We start from the raw sequence: 22,621 nt of genomic DNA, 5'->3' as shown, positions 1-22,621 counted from the left end.
CCCGTTTCGCTTCAGTAGACATGTTCCTCGATAGGCTGATTGCCAGCGATCCGTTCGTAGCGGAAGGCCGACAGGTCGACAGAGCGGTACTCGCCATAGGCAATGAGATCACTGACGCCCGACCCGGTCGCCGCTGCATGCATCATGCCGTGGCCGCTGAAGCCGGTGGCCAGGACAAAGTTCGAGACCTCGGGATGCCGGCCGATGATGCCGCTGTGGTCGAAGGTGTTGTATTCGTAGAGCCCCGCCCAGGCGCGCAGCATCCGCAATTGCTCAAACCCGGGCACACGATGGGCGAGCGCCGGCCAGATCAACTCGTCGAACAAGTCGTAATCCACATCCAGGCCAAAATCGTCCGGCTCGTTCTCGCGCACCGGCGGAATACCGCACAGGAAGAGCTGACCTTCCGGCCGCAGCCAGAAGCCGCTCGTGTCGAAGACGAAGGGGCAGTTTTCGATCCTTGCCGGCGTTTCGAAGACGAAGACGCAGCGCTTGCTCGGGACAACCGGCAGCTCGGCGCCGGCCATCCTGGCAATGCCCGCGCTCCATGGTCCGGCCGCGTTGATCACCGTGCCGGCGGCAAGCCGGTCGCCATTGTCGAGCACCACTTCGCCGACCTTTTGGGGAGACGCCATGGTCAGTCCGGTCACCGTCGCGGCAAGATAGCTCACGCCCTGCGTGCGCGCTTTGCGGCGGAATGCCTGCATCAGGCCGGGGCCGTCGAACCAGCCTTCGCTGCCAAGGCCGAGCGAGCCAAGGGCGAGATCGTCCGTGTTGAGCCACGGGAAGCGTCGTGCCAGATCGACCTGCTCGATCAGTTCGGCGTCGACGCCCATGCCGCGCTGAACGCGGTTCTTGGCACGCTGCGCGTCTGCCCGCTCGGGTGTCGCCAGCACGAGGTAGCCGGGCTCATGCAGGCCGATGTCGGCCAACTCGTCGCCGATGGCAAGCCGCGTCTTTACCTGGCGCAGGAAGTCGATGCTGAACTTCGACATGGCGATATTCGGCGCCGTGCCGAACTGCTGGCGAATGGCGCTGGTCGACAAGGAAGACGAGGAGGCCGTGTAGTAGGGATCCCGTTCGATCACCGCGATACGGCCATCGAAATCTGGATTGGCCGACAGGAAATAGGCAATCGAGCTGCCGACAACGCCGCCGCCGACGATCACCACATCATAGTTTGTGCTCATTCCGACCGTGTTCCCTATCTCGAATGTCATCCGTGGCGACGAAGGATTGGATACTTTCCTGTATCGGCCCACCACCAGAATGAGACATAACCCGGTCTTCGACGCAGAAAAAGGGGTTTGACGCGAAAATAAGAATACATTATCCAATTTGCACCAGATATCACCTGCCCGGCAACGTCGCGGCAGCCATGCCGAGGATTTCCCGTGGGCCTCATCGCTCCCCGTCTCGACGTCATCAAGCCAAGCCCCAGCATGGCGGTCACCGCGCGGGCAATCGAAATGCGTTCGGCCGGCATCGACGTCATCAGCCTGAGCGCCGGCGAGCCGGATTTTCCAACGCCACCGCACATCGTCGAGGCGGCCTACGAGGCGATGCGCAGGGGGGAGACGCGCTATACGGCGGTCGACGGCACCGCCGCGCTGAAGAAGGCGGTGGCCGGAAAATTCAGGCGCGAGAACGGCCTCGATTACAAGCCTTCGCAAATCAGTGTCGCGGGCGGCGCCAAGCAGATCATCTACAACGCCCTGCTGGCAACGCTGGCCCCCGGCGACGAGGTGGTTGTCCCAGCGCCCTATTGGGTTTCCTACACCGACATCGTCCTGCTCGGCGAAGGCAAGCCCGTGGTCGTTCCCTGCACGGAGCCGCAGGGCTTCAAACTGACACCGCAAGCCCTGCGAGCCGCGATCACCGGGCGCACCAAATGGCTGCTGCTCAACACGCCTTCCAACCCGACAGGCGCCGTCTATAGCCGCGACGAACTTGCGGGGCTGGCGGGGGTGTTGCTCGATCACCCGCATGTGCACGTTCTGACCGACGACATCTACGAGCATATCCTGTTCGATGGACGAACCTTCCATACCATCGCCGGCGTCGAGCCGAGGCTGAAGAACCGTACGCTGACAGTGAACGGGGTGTCGAAGGCCTATGCCATGACCGGCTGGCGGATCGGCTATGCCGGCGGGCCGGAACCGCTGATCCGCGCCATGGCGACCGTGCAGAGCCAAAGCACGTCGAACCCGTCATCCATCTCGCAGGCCGCGACCATTGCCGCACTGGAAGGTCCTCAGGACTTTCTTCGCCCTCGGGCGCTCGAATTCCAGGCACGGCGCGACCGCGCTTTGGATCTGCTGCGCGCGATTCCCGGTCTCACCTGCCGGACGCCCGAGGGCGCCTTCTATCTCTATCCCAATTGCTCGGCCCTGATCGGTCGTCGCCGCCCGGACGGCACTCCTATCGGCAGCGACGATGACTTCTCGCTTTACCTGCTCGATCAGGCGCGGGTCGCGGTGGTGCAGGGCTCTGCCTACGGCCTGTCGCCGCATTTCCGCATTTCCATAGCCACGTCGATGGACCTGATCGAAAAAGCGATCGGGCGTATCGCCGAGGCTGTCGAAGCGCTGCGGTAGGGCCGGCGATGGATCTCGACTTCGTCCAGAAGCTGATCGAATTTGTCTCGCGTTCGCCCATTGCCGAGTTGGAGATCGAGCGCGATGGCGTTCGTATCCGCATGTCCAGGCAGGGGGTGCTGGCGCAATCCGCGTCGCAGCCTTCGCCGCAGTCGGGGTCAGCCGCCGGCCCTGCCGTCTTCACAAATCCGGCTTCGACAGCTCCGCCCATCGCGCGGCATTCGATCCGCGCGCCGCTGACCGGCGTGTTCTACCGTTCCGGCACCGAAGGCGAACCGCCGCTCGCTTCGGTTGGCGATGTGGTCGTGGAAGGGCAGAAGGTCGGTGTCCTCGAAGCCATGAAGACGTTCAACGTCGTGGAATCCGATCGCGCTGGGCGGATCGTCCAGATCGCGTTCGACGACCATGCCGCCGTGCGGTCCGGCGATGTGCTGTTCGTTCTCGAAGATTTGGGCTAGCGGCGATGTTCGACACCGTCCTTATCGCCAACCGCGGTGAAATCGCGCTGCGCATCCTGCGCGCCTGCCGTGATCTCGGATTGAAGACGGTGGCAGCGCACTCGGAAGCCGACGCGAGCCTTCGCCATGTCGCGCTGGCGGACAGGGCGATCTGCATCGGGCCGGCTGCCGCGACGGAGAGCTATCTCAATATCCCCGAGATCATCGCGGCCGCGCAACTCACCGGCGCGGGCGCGATCCATCCGGGCTATGGTTTCCTCTCGGAAAACGCCGCCTTCGCCGAGGCCGTCGAAAATGCCGGCCTCGCCTTCATCGGGCCGTCGGCCGCGGCGATCCGCACCATGGGCGACAAGGTCTCCGCCAAGCGCACGATGATCGCTGCCGGCGTTCCCTGCGTTGCAGGGTCGGAGGGGGCGCTGCCGCAGGACGAGCAGGCAGTGCGCGCCATTGCCGAGGCCATCGGCTATCCGGTCATCGTCAAGGCGGCGGGCGGCGGCGGCGGGCGCGGCATGCGCATCGTGCGCCAGCAGCACGCCCTGAGGGAGGCCGTTTCAATGGCGGTGAAAGAGGCGGACCGGGCCTTCGGGAACCCGCAAGTCTATCTGGAGAAATTCCTCGAGCACCCGCGCCATATCGAGATCCAGATTCTGGCGGACAAGCATGGCAAGGCGGTGTGGTTAGGCGAGCGGGATTGCTCCATGCAGCGCCGCCACCAGAAGATCATCGAGGAGGCGCCGGCGCCGGGGATCGCCCGCGAGGCGATTGCCGAAATCGGCGAGCTGTGTGCCCGCGCATGCCTGACCATCGGCTATACCGGCGCGGGCACGTTCGAGTTCCTCTACGAGGACGGGCGCTTCTCTTTCATCGAGATGAACACCCGCGTGCAGGTGGAGCATCCCGTCACCGAACTCGTCACCGGCGTCGATATCGTGCGCGAGCAGATCCGCATCGCCCGGGGCGAACCCCTGTCGTTCAGCCAGCAAGACATCCGCATCCAGGGCCACGCTGTCGAATGCCGCATCAACGCTGAAGATCCATATAGCTTTCGCCCGCATCCGGGCCGGGTCGAGCGCTGGACGCCGCCCGGCGGCCCGGGAATCCGCGTCGAATCGCATCTCTACTCCGGCTACACCGTGCCGCCGCACTACGATTCCCTGGTGGCGAAGCTGCTGGCGCATGGCGCGACGCGGGCCGAGGCGATCCGGCGCATGAGCGGCGCGCTGGGCGAGATGGAGGCTGTCGGCATCGCCACCAACTCGCCGCTCCACGCCCTCCTGATGGAGGAGCCCGGCTTCGCTGCCGGCGGCTTCGATATCCATCATCTTGAACGTCTCATTGAAGGCGGTCTGCTCCAGGGACGAGGCGGCGATGACGATTGAGGAGATCGAAAGGCTGGCCGCCTGGTGCGCAAGCGCCGGCATGGGCGAGATAGAACTGTCGGAGGCCGGCTTTTCGTTGCGCCTGCACATGCAATCCGTTGTTGCCTCGACACCCCCGGCCGAAGCCCCGAAGGCCGAAACGGTCTTCAAGGGCGTGCGCGCGCCCGGCGTCGGCGTGTTCCGTCTCGATTATCCAACGACCGGTCGGCCGGTTGCCGGACCTTGCCAGACGGTCCGCAAGGGCGAGACGGTCGGCGTCCTGCAGGTCGGCCCATGCCTGAAGGCAATCGTTGCGCCGGCGGACGGTGTGCTGGGTGTGGCACTGGCCGAGGACGGGGCAGTCGTCGGTTACGGCACGCCACTCTACGAAATGGTGTGAAGGCAAAGGCGATGGTTCGAACCACTGAGGAAAGCGCCATGGCGGCCAAAGGATTGCAGGTCGATATCAATTCCGACATGGGCGAGGGTTTTGGAGCCTACAGGCTCGGCGACGATGCGGCGATCCTCGACATCGTCAGTTCCGCCAATGTGGCCTGCGGCTTTCATGCCGGCGACCCCGAGATCATGGCGGCCACGTTCTCGATGGCGCGCGACAAGGGCGTTGCCGTTGGCGCGCATCCGAGCTTCGCCGATCTGTGGGGGTTCGGACGCCGCATCATTCCGCATTCCATGGATGAGATCGAAAGGCTGGTCGCCTACCAGATCGGCGCGGCGCAGGCGCTTTCCGCCTATGCCGGCCACCCGATCCGCTATGTGAAGGCGCATGGCGCGCTGGGCAATCTTACCCAGACCGATCGTGGCGTCGCCGAAGCGGTGACGCGCGCGGTCAAGGCCGTCGATCCCGGCCTGATCTGTCTGGCCATTGCGCTCGGCTTCCAGGACAGGATCGCGCGCGACGCGGGCCTAGCGGTCAGGTCCGAAATCTTTGCCGACCGCGCCTATACGGAGGAAGGCTTTCTTGTCTCGCGCAAGCTGGAAGGCGCTGTCATCCATGACGCCGAGAAGGCGGCGGAACGGGTCGTGCGGATGGTCAAGCAAGGCGCCATCGAGACGCTTTCCGGGCAGATGCTGCAGACGCCGATCGATTCGATCTGCGTCCACAGCGACACGCCGGCGGCCGTCGCCATCGCCGCCCGCGTCCGGCGACGGCTGGAGGCGAGCGGCGTCAGGGTCAGAGCGTTCGCGGCCTGAGCACGGTCGCGTCCGTTTCAGAACCAGACATCGCTGAGGCGATGTCCGCGCGGATAAGGGTCCGTCGGGTCGAGGCCATATTGGCCGATGCTGGTGATCCAGGCCTGTCCGGCGATGGTGACCACGACAGCGTCGCGATCGCCGAGGCGCGTATTGGCGATCACGCGGGAATCGAAATGGGTCCCGATGATCGACCTGTTGCGGAACAGTTCGCCTTTGGCGATCTGCCCCTTGGCCGACATCACCGCCAGCCGCCCGGTGGTGCCGGTGCCTGTCGGCGAGCGGTCGAGCCTGCCATGCAGACACACCGTGCCGTTGAGGCTTTCCACGCGCCCGTCGACGCGCTCGATCGGGCCTTCGAAAATCACGTTGGACACGTCTCGGATCTTCGGGTTCTCCGGATGCACGACCTCGAGCTGCTCGTTGACCGCCTTCTTGATGCGTTGGCCCATCAGCGACATCTGGTGGGCCTCGTCGGGTTTGACGGTGAAGCCGAGTGTGCGCGCATTGACATGGGCGAAAGTCATGCCGCCATAGGAGGTGTCGACGGTGATCGTGCCGAGCCCCTCGACTTCGACAGGTGTGTCGAGGTGGAACGCGAAGGCCGGTACATTGGTGAACTCCACCTGCTTCACCTTGCCGTTCTCGCAGAGACAGCGCACCTCGATCATGCCGGCCGGCGCTTCCATGCGCAGCAATGTCTCAGGCTCCTTCATCGGCACCATGCCCGTTTCCAGCGCCACTGTGGCGACGCAGATGGTGTTTGAGCCAGACATGGGCGGGTATTCCGTGCTTTCAATTATGACGTAGCCGAGATCCGCCGAGGGATCGCAAGGCGGCAGGATGATGTTGCCGTTGACGTAGGGCGCACCGCGCGGCTCGAACAAGAGCAGCCCACGAATGTCGTCCATATGCGCTTCGAGATACTCCTTCTTTTCGAACATGGTCTTGCCCGGAACGTCCTTGACGCCTCCGGTGATCACATTGCCGACTTCGCCCTCGGCATGGCAGCCGACGACCGTGAATGTTTTCGTCCAGCGCATTTTTCTCCTCCTGTGATTGGTCTTGGCCCTGGCGATACCGATTCAGACCGCGTCGAGCCCCCGTTCGAGAAAACGATCGAGTTGTTCCATTTCCTGGTGCGAGAGAACGATACCGTCGCGCTCCGAGGTCTCGCGGGCTAGGAACCGCCTTTGCGAGGGTAGGCGCGCACCTTGGCCCAAGATCGCCTCGAACAGCGCTTCAGCACGGCCCAGCGGATTGCCGGGCCGGCCGGCGGCGAAGGCTTTCGGCGAGAAAGCGATGACCAACTCTCCGTGCGACGGATAAAGCGTCGTGGTGCCAAGCAGCTCGAGCGCCCCGGGGCTGGTCAGGTCGCCGATCATGATCCCGGCGAGCAGTTCGATCATCGTCGCGATGGCGGAGCCTTTGTGCCCGCCGAAGGGAAGCATGGCGCCCGCCAGGGCAGCTTCGGGATCGGTCGTTGGCCTGCCGTCCGAATCCATGGCCCAGCCTTCCGGCAGCTTCTTGCCTGCCCGGCGGTGGAGCTCGATCTCGCCGCGCGCGGCAACCGAGGTCGCGAAGTCGAAAACGTAGGGAGGCTGCTCTTTACGCGGCCAGCCAAAGGCAAAAGGATTGGTGCCCAGCAACGGTCCGTTGCCACCGGTCGGAGCGACGGTGGCATAGCTCGGGCACATGGCCAGGCCGGCAAGGCCTGCCTGGGTCAAGGCTTCGACTTCCACCCAAAGGGCGGAAAAATGCACGGCATCGTTGATCGCTAGCGCGGCGATGCCGCAGGAGCGTGCCCGCTCGACCAGCACCGGCAGGCCCAGTTCGAAGGCCGGGTTGGCGAAGCCGTGCTTCGCATCCACTTTCACAATGGCGGGAGCGTCTTGCGGCAACAGTTCGGGCACCGCGTCTGGGTTTACCTTCCCTGCCTTGATCGTTCGCAGCGCGCCTTCGATCCGGTAGATACCATGCGATTTGCAGGCATCGCGCTCCGCCGCGACGATGACCCGTGTGATGGCGCTGGCCTGGATGGGGTTCAGTCCGGCCTTGCGGAAAATTGCATCGACGCGCTTATGCAAGGCATCGATGGTGAGGGCGGTATTGTTCATTTCTGGCCTTCGGGTTTGGCTGCGCGCAAACGCTGCCTTTAAAAATCCAGACCGCCGGCAAAGGCTCTTATATCCTGTGCAAGCAAAGCGGGCTGCTCGAGGGCTGCGAAATGACCACCGCGCGGCATCGCTGTCCACTGGCGGATGTCCTTGAAGACCCGCTCGACCCAACTCCTGGGCGGCATCGGCAGCTCTTTGGGGAACAAAGCCACTGCAAGCGGGACGTTGATCGCTGTGCCGGACGCGAATGCAAGCGGACGGGCGCGCGTTTCCCAATAGAGTCGCATCGACGAAGCGACGGTCCGGGTGAACCAGTAAAGCGAGATGTTGGCGAGCATGTCGTCGCGCGAAAATGCGGCGTTGGCCAGATCGCCATCGCAATCGCTCCAGTCGCGGAACTTCTCGATCATCCACGCTGCTAGTCCGACCGGCGAATCCGTCAGCCCATAGGCAAGCGTTTGCGGGCGCGTCGCTTGAATATGAGCATAGGCGCCATGAATATCCGCCCATTCGGCTTTCCGTTCCAGGAAGGCGCGTTCTTCCAAGCTTAGGTCGCCATCCGGGCCTGGATCGTGAGGAGGTGAGTATGAGCCGGGGATGAAGTTCAGATGCACCCCGGCGAGACTGTCTGGATGCGCGTGCGCCAGGCAGGTCGACACGCCGGCGCCCAGATCGCCACCTTGCGCGAGATATCGTTTGTAGCCGAGACGGCTCATCAACTCGGCCCAAAGGTCGGCGACGGTGAACAGGTTGAGACCAGGCCTGGTCGGTCGGCTTGAAAAGCCATAGCCGGGAATCGAGGGGACCACGACGTTGAAGGCGTCCTCCTGTCTTCCGCCATGCGAAAGCGGGTCGGTCAGAAGCGGGATCAACTCATGAAATTCGAAGACGCTGCCTGGCCAGCCATGGGTGAGTATGACCGTTCTGCCGGTTGCGACAGCGGCGCGCGCATGGATGAAATGGAGGGTTTCGCCGCCGATATCCGTCTGGTAGTGCGGATGGATGTTCCAGGCGGCTTCCTGCTTGCGCCAATCGAAGCCGGTGCGCCAGTGTTGTATTAGTCGGCGCAGTTGCTCGTGCTCCGTTCCCTGCCTCCAGCCTATTGCCTGCAACTGGTCCGGCTCGCGCCAGATCGAGATGCGCTTCTTCAAATCGTCGATTTCAGACTGGGCAATCTCGATGGTGAAGGGGCGAATTTTCATGGAGCCGTCTGCTCGCCGGCCATAAGGTTTCGGGCGGCGATAAAGTCGTGACTTTGCTGCCGGTTCGCGCGAAGCGCTTCCGTCGACGCTTCGATCGAGGCCGCTGAGAAACGCAGGCGCGCGCCGACCGGCGCTTGCGCCAGCCGCCAGAGGTCGGCGTCGATCACCGTGGCGATCTTCGGATAGCCGCCGCAGGTGTTGGCATCGGCAAGCTGGATGATCGGCTGGCCGGACGGCGGGACTTGAACAGTTCCCGGCACGATGCCGTGGGACAGCAATTCCAGCGGCGAGAGGAGGGAAAGCGTCGCCCCGGCAAGGCGATATCCCATACGGTTGGCGTCGTTGGTGATGCTCCATTCGCTGCCGGTGAAAGCCGCCTGGGCCTCCGGCCTGAAGGCGTCGAACTCGGCGGCCGGCAGAACCCGCAATTCGATTGCCGAGGCCAAGCCGTCCGCCGCGCCTCGCCGCTCCTCCAGCGCTGCGCCGATGCCGCCCGCGGGAAGGCGGCATTGCGCAGGGTTGAGCGCAAGCCGGTCACCACGCGACAGGCCGCGTCCAGCGAACCCGCCGAAACCGCCTTTCACATCCGTCGCGCGCGACCCCATGACGGACGGCAGATCGAGCCCGCCGGCAAAGGCGATGTAGGAACGAGCACCGATGCGCGGGGTCTCGAGGACTAGGGTCTCGCCGGTGCGGATCGTCATGGCCCACCAGGGTGGACAGGGCCGATCGCCGACGCTGATGGCGCAATCCGCGCCGGTGACGGCGACCGCGGTGTCGATATGCGCGCGCAGCCGGAACGGATGAAGCGCGACCTCGATCCCGGCGGCCGAGGGATCATTGCCTAGTATCAGATTGGCGATCGCCAGTGCCTGCTTGTCCATGGCGCCGCCATGGCTGACCCCCAGCGCCAGATGACCGGGTCGGCCGAGATCCTGGACCGTGTTCGGCAGGCCGGTGGTGAGGATCTCGATCATGCCTCGATCTCTGCGATTGCGAATCGGATCTTGTCTCCGGGCCTGAGCAGCACGGGCAATTCCGCTTCGGCGTTGAACAGCTTCACGTCGGTATGGCCGATTATGTGCCATCCGGACGGCGCGGTCATCGGCATGATACCCGCCTGCGCGCCACCAATGATGACGGCGCCCTCAGTGACTTTGAGGCGAGGCGTGCTGCGCCTTGCCCAGGCAAGCAGCGGGTCGAGACCGGACAGATAGGGAAAGCCCGGCATGGCGCCGATGGCGGCGACGGTGTAGGTGGCCGCCGCGTGGCGGCTGACGGTCTCGTCGACAGACATGCCGCAATGTGCGGCCCAGCCGGCGAGATCCTCGCCGCGCGCGCCGCCATAACTGACGGGAATGGTATGATGCGTGCCGGTCACCGCGTGGGCATCGGTGCAAGCCCAGAGCGACATCAGCTGACCCGTGACGCTGTGGGCGTCCGTAGCGAGTGGGTCAAACACCACCAGCAGGTTGTTCATGCCGGGAACGGCCTCGCGCACCCCCTCTAGGCGCAGCGCGGCATTCGCCACCGCCCAGACCAGTTCCTGGGTGGCATCGCTGAAAGCCCCCTGCACGCCATCGAGCAGCAGCGCGCCCGATCCCGCAAGACTGATGTGAGGCGTACCGACAACCATGGGCGGTCAGTCCTTCACCGGCACCGTATAGTTCAGGATCAGGCGACCGCCATCCGGATAGATGGTCTGGCCGACGATGTAGGAGGCATCGTCGCTGGCCAGGAAGGAAGCGACGCTGGCGATCTCCGATGGTTCGCCGCATCGGCCGCTTGGCGTGCGCGACAGGATGGTCTGGCGCTGCGCTTCGCTGGCCATGACCGAACTCTTGACCATGTCGGTCAGAATGGTGCCGGGACCGATAGCGTTGACGCGGATGTTGTGCGGGATCAATCCGACGGCCATCACCGCCGTCAATTGCTTGATGCCACCCTTGGACACGGCATAGGCAACGGAATTGGGGATGGCCAGAATGGCGTTGATCGACGACATGTTGATGATCGAGCCGCCGCGCCCCTGCGCGATCATGGCCCTTGCCGCGGCCTGCCCGAGCAGGAAGGGCGCCTTGAGATTGACGCGCTGAACCAGGTCGAAGGCCGCCTCGGGGAAGTCGACGAAATCGTCCAAATGGATGATGCCGGCATTGTTGACGAGGACGTCCACGCCGCCGAATTGCTCCGTGGCCTTGGCAACGACATCGGCTGCCATTTCCTGCGTGCATTCGGAGAGATCCGCCGATAGCCAGGCGGCGCGCTCGCCAAGACGTTCGGCATGCTCGCGCCCGCGATCGGCCTGCACGTCGACAAGCACGACCTTGGCGCCATCGGCATGAAAGCGCTCGGCGCAGGCAAGGCCCAGGCCCTGTGCCGCCCCGGTAACGATCACGACTTTTCCTGCGTGCTTCACAGTCAATTCCCTTTTCACAATCACGATATTCGTGGATATGTTATCCAATCTATCTTGAACTTCGACGCCATTGCAAGCCCGGATGGGTGGGGCTTTGGGGCCATGCTTGCCCAAGGAGCGCATTTATGAGCTGCTTTGGCTTTTTTCTGCCAACCATCGCAAGCCGGTTGACTCCACTGAATTAATTGTGATTGGATACTATATTCATAAAAGTGCCGACGACGGGGAGTGCAGACGATGGCGGATGGATCACAGGAAAGCGAACTGATCGACGCGTTCCGCGCTCTGGCTACGCCGTTGATCAGCGACAATCTCGCCCGTGTCCCGGGGGCTGTCGGGTTGCGGCCGTTTCACCGGGTGGGCGGCGTCATGGCTGGGCGGGCGCTGACGGTCAGGACTCGCCCCGGCGACAACCAGTTCATCCATCGTGCGCTCGATCTGTTGCAGCCCGGAGACGTCATCGTCGTCGATGGCGGTGGCTATGAGGGGCGTGCGCTGGTCGGCGAGATCATGACAAGTGTCGCGGCGTCGCGCGGCGCCGCAGGCATTGTCATCGACGGCGCCATTCGCGATGCCGGCGCCATCGGCCGCAGTCCGTTTCCATGCTTCGCGCGGTCGGCCATCCATCTCGGACCTTACAAGGATGGGCCGGGAGCCATCAATGTTCCCGTCTGCATAGGCGGCATGGTCGTCGGTCCAGGCGACATCGTCGTCGGCGACGAGGATGGCGTCGTGGCATTTCCAATCGAAGATGCCGCGGCTTTGCTGGCCGCCGTCAGGGCGCAAGAAGCGCGTGAGGCCGAGATCATGCAGAGCATCCGGGAGAACCGCTACCAGGGAGCCTATGCCCGAGCTGCCGGCGGCAGTCACTGATCGGCGGATCAGGAGCCTGCGGGTGACAAATCGCGTGGCCGGCTGGCGATCTTGCTCAACATAACCGCTCCGCAGCTAACCGAGGGGCGAAACAATGCATTTCGGGCACGCCGCCTGGATGCGCCAACAGGGGAAATGGAGAGAATTAATGGTTGTTTCCTTCAAGAGGCTTGCCAAGAGGCTTGCTTGTGCCACCGCCCTTGCCGGGCTGGCTATGACCACGATGGCCGCGGCTGCCGACATCAAGATCGGCATTGTGGCCCCCATGACTGGCCAACTGGCCAGTGAGGGGCAGGATATGGAGAACGCCGTGAAGATGGCGATCGATGCCGTCAACGCCAAAGGCGGCGTCAACGGCGACAAGATCATCACCACTACCGCCGACGACGCCTGCGATCCGCAACAGGCGGTGACCGCAGGCAGCAAGCTTGTCTCGGAAGGCGTGACCGCCATCGTCGGCGGCTACTGCTCGGGCGCCGTCTTGCCGACATTGAAGATCTATGGTGACGCCGGCATTCCATTCGTCATCATCGGAGCGAACTCGACCAAGCTGGTCGCCGCCAATCAGGGCAATGCCTTCCTAGCCAATTCAACCGGTGACATGCAGGCGACGACAGCCGTCGAGCTCTTCAAGAAGAACGGCTACAAGAAGATCGCGGTCGTGGACGAAGGCGATGCCTATTCGTCCGACCTGGCCAAGCTGACCGCCGAAGCCTTCAAGAGCGCAGGCGGCGAAATTGCCGCCAAGGAGACCACCACGGCCGGCGAGCAGGACTATTCGGCGGTCGTCACCAAGATCAAATCGAGCGGCGCCGACGCTGTCTTCTGGACCGCATATCATGCCGGTGGCGCCCTGCTCACCAAGCAGCTCCGGCAGGCCGGGTTCCAGGGCGGCATTGTGCTGGGCGACGGCAACAATTCACCGGAATATCTGGAGATCGCCGGGTCGGCCGGTGAGGGCGTGTACCTGTTGTCTCCCCCGACTGTCGACCTCTTGTCCGGCGCCGCCGACTTCAAGGCCAAGTACAAGGAAACCTATGGCCGCGACGCCGGCGCCTATGCGGCGCTCTCCCATGATGTGGGCGACCTGATCGTCGATGCCATCACGCGGGCCAAGTCGGCGGATCAGAAAGCGATCATCGAGGCGCTCAAGGCGAGCGACTTCAAGGGCCTTGCTGGTGAAATCAAGTTCACCGACAAGAACACGCTCCAGACCTCGAACTTCCGCCCGGTGATCGCCAAGGGCGGCAAGTGGGTAGCCGAATAAAGGCTAACCGGATTGACGCCGAGGCAGGCCTTGTGGCGGCCTCGGCGTCACCGCCGATTGTCTGGTGTGCCGACGCTGCGCCCAGACAAGACTTTTTCAATTCTGCCCTGGAGCATCAATGACGCTCGACCTGCTTATTCAGCAACTGGTGAACGGTCTTATCGTCGGCTCGTTCTATGCCCTGATCGCGCTTGGCTACAGCATGGTCTTCGGCGTCATCAAGCTCCTGAATTTCGCCCATGGCGACATCTACATGAACGGCGCCTTCGTCGGCCTCATCGTGTTCTCCTTCGTCGGCATATGGGTCGGCAATGGCTGGCTGGGCGTGGTCTGCGCCCTGCTGGTGTCGATGCTGGTCGTCGGCTTGCTCGGCGTCGTCATCGAACGTTTCGCCTATCGGCCGATGCGCAATGCGCCGCGCCTCTCCATCCTCATCACGGCGCTCGGTGCCTCGATGGTGTTGAACGGCACGGCACTCGCCCTGACAGGCGGGCGGCATTACGCCTTCAACACAGATCTCGGTTTTGCCGGTGTCGACATTTCCACCGTTCACATCACCTACACGCAGATGGTGCTGGTGGCCGCCTCCATCGCTCTTATGGCCGGGATGCAGGCCTTTGTCTCACGCACCATGTACGGCAAGGCGATGCGCGCCGTGTCCATCGACATGGGGGCGAGCCGCCTGATGGGCATCGATGTCGACCGGGTGATCGCGTTGACCTTCTTCATGGGTTCGGCGCTCGCTGCCGGCGGCGGGGTCATGGCCGGCGCCTATTATGGCAGTGTCCATTTCTTCATGGGCTTCATCATGGGGCTCAAGGCCTTCACCGCCGCGGTCATAGGTGGGATCGGCAGCGTGCCGGGCGCCATGCTCGGCGGATTGCTGCTCGGCCTGCTCGAGGCTTTCGGTTCGTCCTTGCCCTTCGTCGGCTCGGAGTGGCGTGACGTCTTCGTGTTCGGGACCCTGATCCTGTTCCTTGTGTTCAAGCCGACCGGCCTTCTTGGACGCTCTGTCGTGGAGCGGGTGTGATGACCGACGAAGTGAGAACCATGCCGACCGCCGGGCAACCGCAATTGATGCGCTGGTCCGTCGTGCTGCCCGGCCTGGCGGCGCTCACCTGCGCGCTGGTGTTGCCGCAATTCGCCAACGCCTATGTGACGGAGGTGGCAACCACGGCGCTGCTCTATGTCGTTCTGTGCCTCGGCCTCAACGTTGTCGTCGGCTATGCAGGCCTGCTCGATCTCGGCTACGCCGCCTTCTTCGCGGTCGGCGCCTACACATCAGGCATCCTGACCGCGGAATTCGGGTTCAATTTCTGGCTTACCATCCCGGTCGCCATGGTCGCCGCCTGCGTGGCCGGCATCATCATCGGGGCTCCGACATTGAGATTGCGCAGCGACTATCTGGCGATCGTGACGCTGGGCTTCGGCGAAATCGTGCGCATCATCGCCCGCAACCTCGACATCACCGGTGGCGCGAGCGGACTCATCGGCATCGAGCGCCCGGAGATATTCGGCTTCAGGCTGATGCAGGTGCAGCACTTCTACTATGCGTTCCTGGTGCTTGCGCTTCTCACCGCCTTCGTCTGTCTGAGCGTCGAGCGATCGCGAATGGGACGAGCCTGGTTCTACGTTCGCTACGATGAGGACGCCGCCGCTGGCATCGGCATCAACCGTGTCACGGCCAAGCTGCAAGCCTATATGATGGGCGCTGTGATCGCTTCCGTGGCCGGATGCCTCTACGCAGCCAAGATGACGGCCATCTCGCCGGAGAGTTTCACCTTCAACCAATCGCTGCTCATCCTTCTCGGCGTCGTCCTGGGCGGCATGGGCCGCATTCCCGGCGTCGTCCTTGGTGCTGTTCTCGTGGCCCTGCTTCCGGAGGTGCTGCGCGGCGCGGGAACTTATCGTCCCCTGGTGACCGCGGTTGCGCTGCTGGCAATCATGCTCTTCAGGCCGAACGGGCTGTGGCCGGACAAGCGAGTTTGACCATGGCGCTGCTGGAAGTCCGCGACCTGCGTCTCAGTTTCGGAGGACTGAAAGTCCTTCACGACATTTCGTTCTCGGTTGAGAAAGGCGCCATCAACAGTCTTATCGGGCCGAACGGGGCCGGCAAGACATCACTCTTCAATTGCCTGACCGGCTTCTACAAGCCGAAGGGCGGCTCGATCAGTCTGGGCGGCCGGCCAATCACCGGCTTGCCGCCGCATCGCATCACCGCGCTCGGCCTCGCCCGCACGTTCCAGAACATCCGGCTGTTCAAGGAAATGACCGTTCTGGAAAACGCCATGTCCGGCCAGCATTGCCGCAGCCGCCACGGCATCATGTCGGCGATCCTGCACTTGCCGGCACAGCGGCGCGAGGAGGAGACGATCCGCGCGGCTGGCATGCGCTGGCTCGATTTTGTCGGCATCGAGCAGCATGCGCATCGCCGTGCCGGTGGTCTTTCCTATGGCGATCAACGGCGGCTCGAACTCGCAAGAGCCCTGGCATCGGCGCCCGAGCTCATCCTGCTGGACGAGCCCGCCGCCGGCCTGAACGAGCGCGAGAAGCTGGACCTTGTTCACCTGATCCGCCGCATCCGTGACGAAACCGGTGTCACCGTCCTGCTGATCGAGCACGATATGGGCCTGGTCATGCAGGTGTCGGAGAAGATCGTGGTGTTCGACTATGGGCAGAAGATCGCCGACGGACCGCCGGAGGCCGTGCGAAAAGACCCCAGGGTCATCGAAGCCTATCTCGGTACGGAGGACTGATGGACGCCGAAATCGTTCTTTCCGCGGACCGCATCGTCGCACGCTATGACGGCATCGAAGCCCTTCATGGTGTCAGCCTTTCGGTCAAGCGCGGCCAGATCGTCGCCCTGCTTGGCGCGAATGGTGCGGGCAAGAGCACCACCCTGCGCACGCTGTCCGGCCTTGTTGCCGCATCCTCCGGATGTGTTCGCTTCCTGGGCGAGGACATAACCAAAGTCCCTGCCCATCGCCTGCCGCATCGCGGGCTCGTCCACGTCCCGGAGGGAAGGCGTATTTTCGGCGACATGACGATCAGGGAGAACCTCGACCTGGGCTCGTTCACGCTTGCCGACGACGTCGAGCGCCGGCGGCGGCTGGATCATGTTTTTGAGCTCTTCCCCATCCTGGCGCGCAGACAGAGTGGCGATGCAAGGAACCTCTCGGGAGGCGAGCAGCAGATGCTGGCGATCGGCAGAGCCCTCATGGCCGCGCCCAAGGTGCTGTTGCTCGATGAGCCTTCCATGGGTCTGGCGCCGCAACTGATCAAGGAGGTCATGAACATCGTGCAGCGCCTCAATCGTGAAGGCGTGACCATTCTGCTTGTGGAGCAGAATAGCAAAGTCGCCTTGAAATTCGCCGACTACGGCTACGTTCTCAAGGCCGGACGCGTTGTTCTTGAGGGACCAAGCAGCGATCTCGCGAGCAATGAAGCGGTTATCAGCGCCTATTTAGGTGGCGTCGCTGCTTAGCTGGCAAAACTGCCAACGCCCGGATTTTACAGAATGAGGCCGCCGCTCCAGTCCATGATTTGCCCGCCTTGCAGGAGTAGGATCAGCCACAACGAGTTGATTCTGTAGAAAACGTTGACCTTCCGGGCCTACCATCCAGTCTGTGTTCCGACCCCGGGGACATAGCTGACAAAACCTCGAGGGACGCACGGCAACCAGCGGATTGCCGCAACCGCGACGGCGATCCCATAATGGCTCAGGAGTGATTGTTCATCCGCTCGAACAAAGCTTCGCCCATCCGGCGCGTATCGGCCAAAATACCGACAAGCACCTCGTCCTTGTCCGCTTCGAATGCGCAGCGCCTCGGTGGCGAATTCGTCCGGACTGACCATCATACGGTTGGCTGTTCCTCCGCTGCGGGTGCTGCCAACGAGACCGGTATCGACAATTGGCGGAGCCATCTCCACCACCCTAATTCCGCTCGACCTCAATTGATGACGCAGACTGAGCGTAAAGGAATGGATCGCGGCCTGTGAGAGCAAGACAAGCGCCTTGCTGTCGAGTTCCAGGAACATCCGTCGTTGATTTGCGTTTGCTCTCCGAGGTTAGACGTTTTCAAACCGAAGGAGAACGGTGTCATGGACTGGAACCGCGTGGAAGGAAACTGGAAACAGGTGAAAGGCAAGGTCAAGGAGCAGTGGGGTAAACTCACGGATGATGACCTTGACCGCATCGCCGGCAAGCGCGATCAACTCGAAGGCAAGATCCAGGAGCGTTACGGCCTCGAAAAGGACCGTGTGCGGCGCGATATCGATGACTGGTACGGTCGGCAGGGCTGGTAGGCGTGTGAGCCCCGGCTGCGGCCAACTCCAAGACGCGGCCGCAACAGTTCGGCAGGTCCGGGCCATGCAGGCGCCGAGTCTTGTCAGTTGAATTTTGCAGCAAGGATTTCGCACTGTGTCAGAAGATATCTCTCGCAAGCAAGAGCAACGGGGGACAAGAAGGATTGTCATGTGGGCGATCGCAGTTATCGCTGTAATTTTCCTTGTTCTGCTTGCTACATTCGTGTTCGGCCCGTTGGTGTGATTTTCGTCGCGATGATTGAGCTGTTTCCTGCACGATCCAGGGATGATCGGGCGTTTGAGGGCGCTTGCAGCGGCCACCAGTGAGCGACGATGTGTTTGGCGAGGACATGCGGCTGGCGCTGTTTCCGCGGCCCGACGGCGCGACAAGCGGCGCGCTTATATTGACTGCCGTCGCGCGGCTAACAGTCTGCGGTAGCTGAAACCGTTTCACAGGAATTTCGCTGAACACAATTTCGCCGGGAACATATCAGCAAAGGATTGGTTTGGTGGCGGTACACAAACAGGAGATCCACCATGATTGTCAAACTTCTCTCCGCCGCTGCGCTCGCGCTCGCATTGGCCACATCGGCGATCGCGCAGTCGAACGGTTCAAGCTCCAACAGCGGTTCGGGCACGACGCCCGGAACCACGAATGATGCCAATGGTACCGCCGGCACCGGTTCCGGTACTTCGACAACCCCCGTTGACCCGAACGCAACAAATTCGACAACCACCCCGAACGGCATGAGCGACCGCTGCAAGGACGCCGCGGGCAATGATACCGACACAAACACCGCTTCCGGCACGACAACGTCGAATGTGCAGAACTGCAACAAATAGATTGGTGCCTCGGAGCGCTGCCGGACATTGCTCCTTTCCCTGGGGCTGCGATCGGGCCGCGTTTTGCGACTGCGATGGCATGCGCGGATGAGCCGACAACCCGTCAGGCTGATGCCATCCGCGCTGCCCTGGGTGGCAGGCGTATCCGCGGCAATCGTCATTATTCCGGTAGTTTGCGCCGTCAACTTGGTCCGCGGCGACAATCTCCGGGAAACCACCATTGCACAGGCCATCGGTGGCGACCCTGACCGGGCCGTCCCGGCAATGATCCGCAACGGCTGTGGCGGATGTCACGAAATCCCGGGGGTACCCGGCGCCCATGGCACCGTCGGTCCGTCCCTGCAAGGCGTCGTCGAAAGAGGATATATCGGGGCGTCGCGAGCCACCCCGGATGCGATGATGCGCCGGATCAGCAGGGCGCGGGACGTTGACCCGAAGGCGGCCATGCCCAATACAAATCTGTCGCCCCAAGAGGCGCGCGACATTACCGCCTATCTCTATGCGCGAACATGAGGCGCGCTGAAGTCGCCCCACGACGCAGGCGTCTTGCCAGCAAAAGCAGCAGGCCAAGCATCAACACGGCGGCGCCCGCTACAAGTGATTGAGCCGCCAGAATCATGATTGTCTGGCTGGTTGTCGTTCCTGCCCGCATCTGGCGTACATCGGCCGCGGTGACGCTGAGGTCGGGATTTCCGAACCGCGCGGTGACGTAATTTGCAAGAGCTGCCACCTGGCCATCGTCCAGCCAGCCGCCGAAGGCCGCCATCGATTGACGCCCGGCCACCTCACCAGCTTTGACGCCTTCAAGGATGGTCATGACGACATCCTCGGGCGTGGCCGCGCCGGGGGTGCTGTTGCGGGTCAAGGACGGATAAGGCCAAATTGGGCTGTTTCGGCCGTTTGCATCTTCTCGACGACTTCGGTCATGTCTGCTTCGTTGCCCTCTCTGCGTTAGGCGTCCATCATCGATTTCGCCGGCTCCCGGGCGATATTTTCTTCTATGCGTTCGTGTCCCGGTGTCCGCGGCAGGGCCTGGCGGAAGTTCTTGGCGTAGTCTGCCGGCATTTTGGGCGGCATCAGCGGCTCATAGGCATCTACCAGCGCTTCGATCACGACCGGGCCTTCCGTGGCAAAAGCCTGGTCGAGAACCGTCTCAATCTGATCGGCCCGCTCGATGCGAAAACCCTTTGCGCCCATTGCTTCCGCCGCCATGGCAAAATCGATCGGCTGCAATTCGCAACCGAATTGCGGATTCCCCAGAAACATCATCTGCTCCCAGGCGATCTGATTGAGCATGTTGTTCTTGATCACCAGAACCTTCAGCGGGATCTTGTAGCGCACCGCCGTCGAGAATTCGCCGAGCTGCATGGCAAAGCCGCCATCGCCGACGATGGCGGCAATCGGGCGACCGGGGAATGCTATGCCGGCAGCGATGGCGTAGGCGAGACCGCAAGCCATCGACGCCAGCGATCCGGACACCCCAAATGCCTGGCCGCTGCGAAGATCGACATGGCGGGCGGCCAGTTCCGTGTTCTGACCGGAATCCGTGGCCAGCACCGTGTCGTCAGCCAACCGTCGTCCGAACGCCCGGGCAATCGCCTGTGGCTTCAAGGGTGCGCCTGCATGTCTTCCGACTGCCGCATCATCTCGCGCCATTTTCTCATGGTCTCCTGGGAACGGTGCAGGAACTCATCGGAGGGCTTCTGCGTCAGACGTTGGTTCAGCGCGCGCAATGTCTCGGCCGCGTCGCCGACAAGGCCGGCCTCGACTGGAAAGCGCAAGCCGATCCGCTGCGCATCGCAGTCGATCTGGACGCCACGGGCCTGCCCGGGCTGCGGGTAGTATTCGATATAGGGAAAGGTCGAACCGACAATCAGCACCGCGTCACAGCTCTCCATCGCCTCTTGCGAAGCCAGGGTTCCAAGAATGCCGATCCCGCCGGTGGTGTAAGGATGGTCGTCCGGCAGCACCGCCTTGCCCAGCAAGGCCTTCGCGACAGGCGCCTGCAACAGGCGCGCCGTGTGTTCGAGTTCGGCGGCCGCGCCGATGGCGCCGCGTCCGGCCAGGATCGCAACCCGCGAAGCGTCATTGAGAATGGCGGCGGCTTTGTCGAGCTCAACGTCCAGCGGTACGCTGTGAGCGGCGAACATATCCTGCGGCGTGTGCGCCGGGCGATTGCGCTTGGAGCGCTTCGACGGATCGCGCTCCTGCTCCTGGATGTCGCTGGCAATCGAAAGATGTGCGACGCCCTTGCGCGCCAGCGCGGTTCGGCAGGCAAGGCTGGCGACGTTTTCCATATGCGCGGCATCGGCAACATGGGCGTTATAAACGGAGACATCATTGAACACGCGCGTCAGATCGACATCCTGTTGCGTGAACGTCTCGATCAGATCATGGAACTGCATGCCCGTAATCGCCAGCACCGGAGCCTGGTCGAGCTTGGCGTCATAGAGGCCGGTCAGAAGATGTGTTCCGCCGGGACCGGACGTCGCAAGGCACACGCCCAGCTTTCCTGTCCACTTGGCATACGCGCACATGCCATGAAGGCAGCCGATTCTTCATGCCGGACCTGAACGAAGGCAATCTTGTCGCGCCGCGTCCGCAACGCTTCCATGACGCCGTTTATGCCGTCTCCCGGCAAGCCGAACACCACCTCCACGTCCCAGGCGACGAGCGTATCGATGAGAATTTCTGCTGCATTTGGCATGTCAGGGTAGCTCCGGCGGATGGTGTCCGAACCGGTGAATCCCGAGTTGGTTCCTTCGTCACAATAAATCGTGACAGGTTTCTGGAAGCGATCTCCCCGGAGCGGTCTATTCGATCTGCTCGAACGTGCATTGCCGTGGCGCCTTGTCGGGGCGCCAGCGCAGCAGTTTGGTGCCGTGGCGAAACCGGTTGCCGGTAACGTGGTCGAAGCGGACCTCCACCACCAGTTCAGGTTCCAGGGGTTCCCATTGTCCGCTGCGCTCCGTGCTCCAGCGGCTCGGGCCGCCGGGCGCCTTGCCGGTGAATCCGGGCTCTGACCGCAGCCCTTCCAGCCGGCGCGTGAGCGCTCCTCTGTCGGTCCTGGCGATGGTCGACGTGAAGCCGACGTGATCGAGCTTGCCGTCCTCATTGTAGAGGCCGAGGAGCAGCGAGCCGACCTCACGACTGTCCGCGAGATAGCGGAAACCGCCGACAACGCAATCGGCGGTGCGCCTCGGCTTTACCTTCACCATCGCACGTTCGCCGCAGAGATAATGCTCATCGAGCACTTTGGCCACGATGCCGTCGGTCGATGCATGGCCAGCGCCGTTTAGCCATCGAGCCGCCGTGGCTGCATCATAAGCGCACTTCGACAGGCGAAGATCTGGACTGTTCGAGGAGGTCGCGAAGTCCTCGATCGCTCGCCGCCTTTCGACAAGTGGTTTGCCCGTGATGACCTCGCCGCCCGGCCTGGCAAGCATGTCGAAGAGGATCAGACTGGCAGGCGTCTGCGAACTCAGTTTGCGGATTCTGCTTTGTGCGGGGTGAAGGCGCATCTGCAGCGCTTCGAAGGAAAGCTCACCGTCAACCTCAATGACAATCTCGCCGTCGATGACGAAGTGCCCGCGCTTGAGGTCACGCAAAATCTCCGTGATTTCTGGAAAATAGCGGCCGAGCGGCTTGCCGGATTTGGCGCGCAGGTCAACGGCGTTGTCGCTCTTGAAAGCCAGGCAGCGAAATCCATCCCATTTGGGCTCGTACTGCCAGCGGTTCCCGTCTCTGGGGATTTCATCGGCAAGCCTGGCCTCCATCGGAGGAGTGTCCAGCGGGAGCGGGAAGGCGTTTATCGGTTCATGCACGGGTCAGGCCTCCAAAACCGGTTCAGGAACGGCTCCGGCTTTTCAACTTCCAGGACTGGCACCGCGTTCCATCTGACGGTTCTGCCTGGTTCTTCGCGATGGGACATTTTCGTTTGCCGCGGAACCCGGATGACGGCTGGCCGCTT

The 22,621-nt window shown here is 62.9% G+C and carries 23 protein-coding genes and 1 pseudogene; 14 read left to right on the top strand and 10 right to left on the bottom strand.

What is annotated here, in order from left to right; genetic code table 11:
• Positions 1-11 precede the first annotated feature (11 nt).
• Complete coding sequence (locus NKK51_RS05410; protein ID WP_352551628.1) at positions 12-1,190, bottom strand: NAD(P)/FAD-dependent oxidoreductase; 1,179 nt, start codon at positions 1,188-1,190, stop codon at positions 12-14.
• Positions 1,191-1,394: 204 nt separating this feature from the next.
• Between NKK51_RS05410 and NKK51_RS05405 the strand changes: the two genes are divergently transcribed.
• Genes NKK51_RS05405 through NKK51_RS05385 form a run of 5 tightly spaced genes read left to right on the top strand, consistent with a single transcriptional unit; the run spans position 1,395 to position 5,625 of the window.
• The gene (locus NKK51_RS05405; protein ID WP_352551626.1) at positions 1,395-2,597 is read left to right on the top strand and encodes a pyridoxal phosphate-dependent aminotransferase; all 1,203 of its coding nucleotides are present in this window, start codon (positions 1,395-1,397) and stop codon (positions 2,595-2,597) included.
• Between the two features lie 8 nt (positions 2,598-2,605).
• Positions 2,606-3,055, top strand: coding sequence for an acetyl-CoA carboxylase biotin carboxyl carrier protein (locus tag NKK51_RS05400; RefSeq protein WP_352551624.1), 450 nt, complete (start codon positions 2,606-2,608; stop codon positions 3,053-3,055).
• Positions 3,056-3,060: 5 nt separating this feature from the next.
• Positions 3,061-4,434 (top strand): acetyl-CoA carboxylase biotin carboxylase subunit, encoded by a 1,374-nt coding sequence (gene accC, locus NKK51_RS05395; RefSeq protein ID WP_352551622.1) that lies wholly within the window; start codon positions 3,061-3,063, stop codon positions 4,432-4,434.
• A complete protein-coding gene (locus NKK51_RS05390) occupies positions 4,424-4,813 on the top strand; it encodes a biotin attachment protein (RefSeq protein ID WP_352551620.1) in 390 nt (129 codons plus the stop codon). Before accC ends, NKK51_RS05390 begins: the two co-directional genes overlap by 11 nt.
• 38 nt (positions 4,814-4,851) lie before the next feature.
• The gene (locus NKK51_RS05385; RefSeq protein ID WP_352551618.1) at positions 4,852-5,625 is read left to right on the top strand and encodes a LamB/YcsF family protein; all 774 of its coding nucleotides are present in this window, start codon (positions 4,852-4,854) and stop codon (positions 5,623-5,625) included.
• 17 nt (positions 5,626-5,642) lie between these two features.
• Here the strand turns inward: NKK51_RS05385 and NKK51_RS05380 are convergent, their stop codons facing one another.
• The 6 genes from NKK51_RS05380 to NKK51_RS05355 are packed head-to-tail and all read right to left on the bottom strand — an operon-like array spanning position 5,643 to position 11,363.
• The gene (locus NKK51_RS05380; RefSeq protein WP_352551617.1) at positions 5,643-6,668 is read right to left on the bottom strand and encodes a proline racemase family protein; all 1,026 of its coding nucleotides are present in this window, start codon (positions 6,666-6,668) and stop codon (positions 5,643-5,645) included.
• 42 nt (positions 6,669-6,710) lie between these two features.
• On the bottom strand, positions 6,711-7,742 hold the full coding sequence (locus NKK51_RS05375) for an Ldh family oxidoreductase (RefSeq protein WP_352551667.1): 1,032 nt from the start codon (positions 7,740-7,742) through the stop codon (positions 6,711-6,713).
• A 38-nt stretch (positions 7,743-7,780) separates the two neighbouring features.
• Positions 7,781-8,944, bottom strand: a complete 1,164-nt coding sequence (locus tag NKK51_RS05370) for an epoxide hydrolase family protein (RefSeq protein ID WP_352551615.1) — start codon at positions 8,942-8,944, stop codon at positions 7,781-7,783.
• The gene (locus NKK51_RS05365; protein WP_352551613.1) at positions 8,941-9,921 is read right to left on the bottom strand and encodes a 5-oxoprolinase subunit C family protein; all 981 of its coding nucleotides are present in this window, start codon (positions 9,919-9,921) and stop codon (positions 8,941-8,943) included. Before NKK51_RS05365 ends, NKK51_RS05370 begins: the two co-directional genes overlap by 4 nt.
• Positions 9,918-10,580, bottom strand: coding sequence for a 5-oxoprolinase subunit PxpB (pxpB, locus tag NKK51_RS05360; protein WP_352551611.1), 663 nt, complete (start codon positions 10,578-10,580; stop codon positions 9,918-9,920). Before pxpB ends, NKK51_RS05365 begins: the two co-directional genes overlap by 4 nt.
• A gap of 6 nt (positions 10,581-10,586) precedes the next feature.
• The gene (locus NKK51_RS05355; RefSeq protein WP_352551609.1) at positions 10,587-11,363 is read right to left on the bottom strand and encodes an SDR family NAD(P)-dependent oxidoreductase; all 777 of its coding nucleotides are present in this window, start codon (positions 11,361-11,363) and stop codon (positions 10,587-10,589) included.
• 237 nt (positions 11,364-11,600) lie between these two features.
• Between NKK51_RS05355 and NKK51_RS05350 the strand changes: the two genes are divergently transcribed.
• From NKK51_RS05350 to NKK51_RS05310, 9 genes are all read left to right on the top strand, one after another.
• Positions 11,601-12,236: an RraA family protein gene (locus NKK51_RS05350; RefSeq protein ID WP_352551608.1), complete on the top strand. Its 636-nt coding sequence runs from the start codon at positions 11,601-11,603 to the stop codon at positions 12,234-12,236.
• 148 nt (positions 12,237-12,384) lie between these two features.
• Entirely contained in the window at positions 12,385-13,503 is a 1,119-nt protein-coding gene (locus NKK51_RS05345) for a branched-chain amino acid ABC transporter substrate-binding protein (protein ID WP_245273099.1), read from the top strand.
• A 118-nt stretch (positions 13,504-13,621) separates the two neighbouring features.
• Positions 13,622-14,533, top strand: a complete 912-nt coding sequence (locus NKK51_RS05340) for a branched-chain amino acid ABC transporter permease (RefSeq protein WP_109660147.1) — start codon at positions 13,622-13,624, stop codon at positions 14,531-14,533.
• Positions 14,533-15,492, top strand: coding sequence for a branched-chain amino acid ABC transporter permease (locus NKK51_RS05335; RefSeq protein ID WP_245273097.1), 960 nt, complete (start codon positions 14,533-14,535; stop codon positions 15,490-15,492). The genes NKK51_RS05340 and NKK51_RS05335 overlap by 1 nt, the downstream gene beginning before the upstream one ends.
• A gap of 2 nt (positions 15,493-15,494) precedes the next feature.
• Positions 15,495-16,259, top strand: a complete 765-nt coding sequence (locus tag NKK51_RS05330; protein WP_023809508.1) for an ABC transporter ATP-binding protein — start codon at positions 15,495-15,497, stop codon at positions 16,257-16,259.
• Complete coding sequence (locus NKK51_RS05325; RefSeq protein WP_352551605.1) at positions 16,259-16,987, top strand: ABC transporter ATP-binding protein; 729 nt, start codon at positions 16,259-16,261, stop codon at positions 16,985-16,987. The genes NKK51_RS05330 and NKK51_RS05325 overlap by 1 nt, the downstream gene beginning before the upstream one ends.
• Before the next feature lie 617 nt (positions 16,988-17,604).
• Complete coding sequence (locus tag NKK51_RS05320) at positions 17,605-17,808, top strand: CsbD family protein (RefSeq protein WP_023809505.1); 204 nt, start codon at positions 17,605-17,607, stop codon at positions 17,806-17,808.
• A gap of 537 nt (positions 17,809-18,345) precedes the next feature.
• On the top strand, positions 18,346-18,651 hold the full coding sequence (locus NKK51_RS05315) for a hypothetical protein (RefSeq protein WP_352551604.1): 306 nt from the start codon (positions 18,346-18,348) through the stop codon (positions 18,649-18,651).
• An 87-nt stretch (positions 18,652-18,738) separates the two neighbouring features.
• Positions 18,739-19,164 carry a c-type cytochrome gene (locus NKK51_RS05310; protein WP_352551602.1) on the top strand — a complete coding sequence of 142 codons (426 nt, stop codon included), beginning with the start codon at positions 18,739-18,741 and terminating at the stop codon, positions 19,162-19,164.
• On the opposite strand, the gene NKK51_RS05305 is transcribed toward NKK51_RS05310, so the two are convergent.
• The 3 genes and pseudogenes from NKK51_RS05305 to NKK51_RS05295 all read right to left on the bottom strand — a co-directional run bounded on the left by NKK51_RS05305 (position 19,136) and on the right by NKK51_RS05295 (position 22,475).
• Positions 19,136-19,468: a cytochrome c gene (locus tag NKK51_RS05305; protein ID WP_352551600.1), complete on the bottom strand. Its 333-nt coding sequence runs from the start codon at positions 19,466-19,468 to the stop codon at positions 19,136-19,138. The two genes, NKK51_RS05310 and NKK51_RS05305, sit on opposite strands and share 29 nt — an antisense overlap.
• Positions 19,469-19,602: 134 nt before the next feature.
• Positions 19,603-21,358: pseudogene (locus NKK51_RS05300) on the bottom strand (thiamine pyrophosphate-dependent enzyme).
• Positions 21,359-21,464: 106 nt separating this feature from the next.
• Positions 21,465-22,475: an ATP-dependent DNA ligase gene (locus NKK51_RS05295; RefSeq protein ID WP_352551599.1), complete on the bottom strand. Its 1,011-nt coding sequence runs from the start codon at positions 22,473-22,475 to the stop codon at positions 21,465-21,467.
• Positions 22,476-22,621 lie beyond the last annotated feature (146 nt).

The organism is Mesorhizobium sp. M0011, assembly GCF_040324155.1.
In the GTDB taxonomy this organism is placed as follows: domain Bacteria; phylum Pseudomonadota; class Alphaproteobacteria; order Rhizobiales; family Rhizobiaceae; genus Mesorhizobium.
This window is presented reverse-complemented; position numbering and strand designations above follow the sequence as displayed.

Excerpts from the sequence above, each read along its gene's own strand:
- NKK51_RS05410 (WP_352551628.1), bottom strand. The coding sequence starts at position 1,190 with ATGAGCACAAACTATGATGTGGTGATCGTCGGCGGCGGCGTTGTCGGC.
- NKK51_RS05400 (WP_352551624.1), top strand. The coding sequence starts at position 2,606 with ATGGATCTCGACTTCGTCCAGAAGCTGATCGAATTTGTCTCGCGTTCG.
- accC (WP_352551622.1), top strand. The coding sequence starts at position 3,061 with ATGTTCGACACCGTCCTTATCGCCAACCGCGGTGAAATCGCGCTGCGC.
- NKK51_RS05390 (WP_352551620.1), top strand. The coding sequence starts at position 4,424 with ATGACGATTGAGGAGATCGAAAGGCTGGCCGCCTGGTGCGCAAGCGCC.
- NKK51_RS05385 (WP_352551618.1), top strand. The coding sequence starts at position 4,852 with ATGGCGGCCAAAGGATTGCAGGTCGATATCAATTCCGACATGGGCGAG.
- NKK51_RS05380 (WP_352551617.1), bottom strand. The coding sequence starts at position 6,668 with ATGCGCTGGACGAAAACATTCACGGTCGTCGGCTGCCATGCCGAGGGC.
- NKK51_RS05375 (WP_352551667.1), bottom strand. The coding sequence starts at position 7,742 with ATGAACAATACCGCCCTCACCATCGATGCCTTGCATAAGCGCGTCGAT.
- NKK51_RS05370 (WP_352551615.1), bottom strand. The coding sequence starts at position 8,944 with ATGAAAATTCGCCCCTTCACCATCGAGATTGCCCAGTCTGAAATCGAC.
- NKK51_RS05365 (WP_352551613.1), bottom strand. The coding sequence starts at position 9,921 with ATGATCGAGATCCTCACCACCGGCCTGCCGAACACGGTCCAGGATCTC.
- pxpB (WP_352551611.1), bottom strand. The coding sequence starts at position 10,580 with ATGGTTGTCGGTACGCCTCACATCAGTCTTGCGGGATCGGGCGCGCTG.
- NKK51_RS05350 (WP_352551608.1), top strand. The coding sequence starts at position 11,601 with ATGGCGGATGGATCACAGGAAAGCGAACTGATCGACGCGTTCCGCGCT.
- NKK51_RS05345 (WP_245273099.1), top strand. The coding sequence starts at position 12,385 with ATGGTTGTTTCCTTCAAGAGGCTTGCCAAGAGGCTTGCTTGTGCCACC.
- NKK51_RS05340 (WP_109660147.1), top strand. The coding sequence starts at position 13,622 with ATGACGCTCGACCTGCTTATTCAGCAACTGGTGAACGGTCTTATCGTC.
- NKK51_RS05335 (WP_245273097.1), top strand. The coding sequence starts at position 14,533 with ATGACCGACGAAGTGAGAACCATGCCGACCGCCGGGCAACCGCAATTG.
- NKK51_RS05330 (WP_023809508.1), top strand. The coding sequence starts at position 15,495 with ATGGCGCTGCTGGAAGTCCGCGACCTGCGTCTCAGTTTCGGAGGACTG.
- NKK51_RS05325 (WP_352551605.1), top strand. The coding sequence starts at position 16,259 with ATGGACGCCGAAATCGTTCTTTCCGCGGACCGCATCGTCGCACGCTAT.
- NKK51_RS05320 (WP_023809505.1), top strand. The coding sequence starts at position 17,605 with ATGGACTGGAACCGCGTGGAAGGAAACTGGAAACAGGTGAAAGGCAAG.
- NKK51_RS05315 (WP_352551604.1), top strand. The coding sequence starts at position 18,346 with ATGATTGTCAAACTTCTCTCCGCCGCTGCGCTCGCGCTCGCATTGGCC.
- NKK51_RS05310 (WP_352551602.1), top strand. The coding sequence starts at position 18,739 with ATGAGCCGACAACCCGTCAGGCTGATGCCATCCGCGCTGCCCTGGGTG.
- NKK51_RS05305 (WP_352551600.1), bottom strand. The coding sequence starts at position 19,468 with ATGACCATCCTTGAAGGCGTCAAAGCTGGTGAGGTGGCCGGGCGTCAA.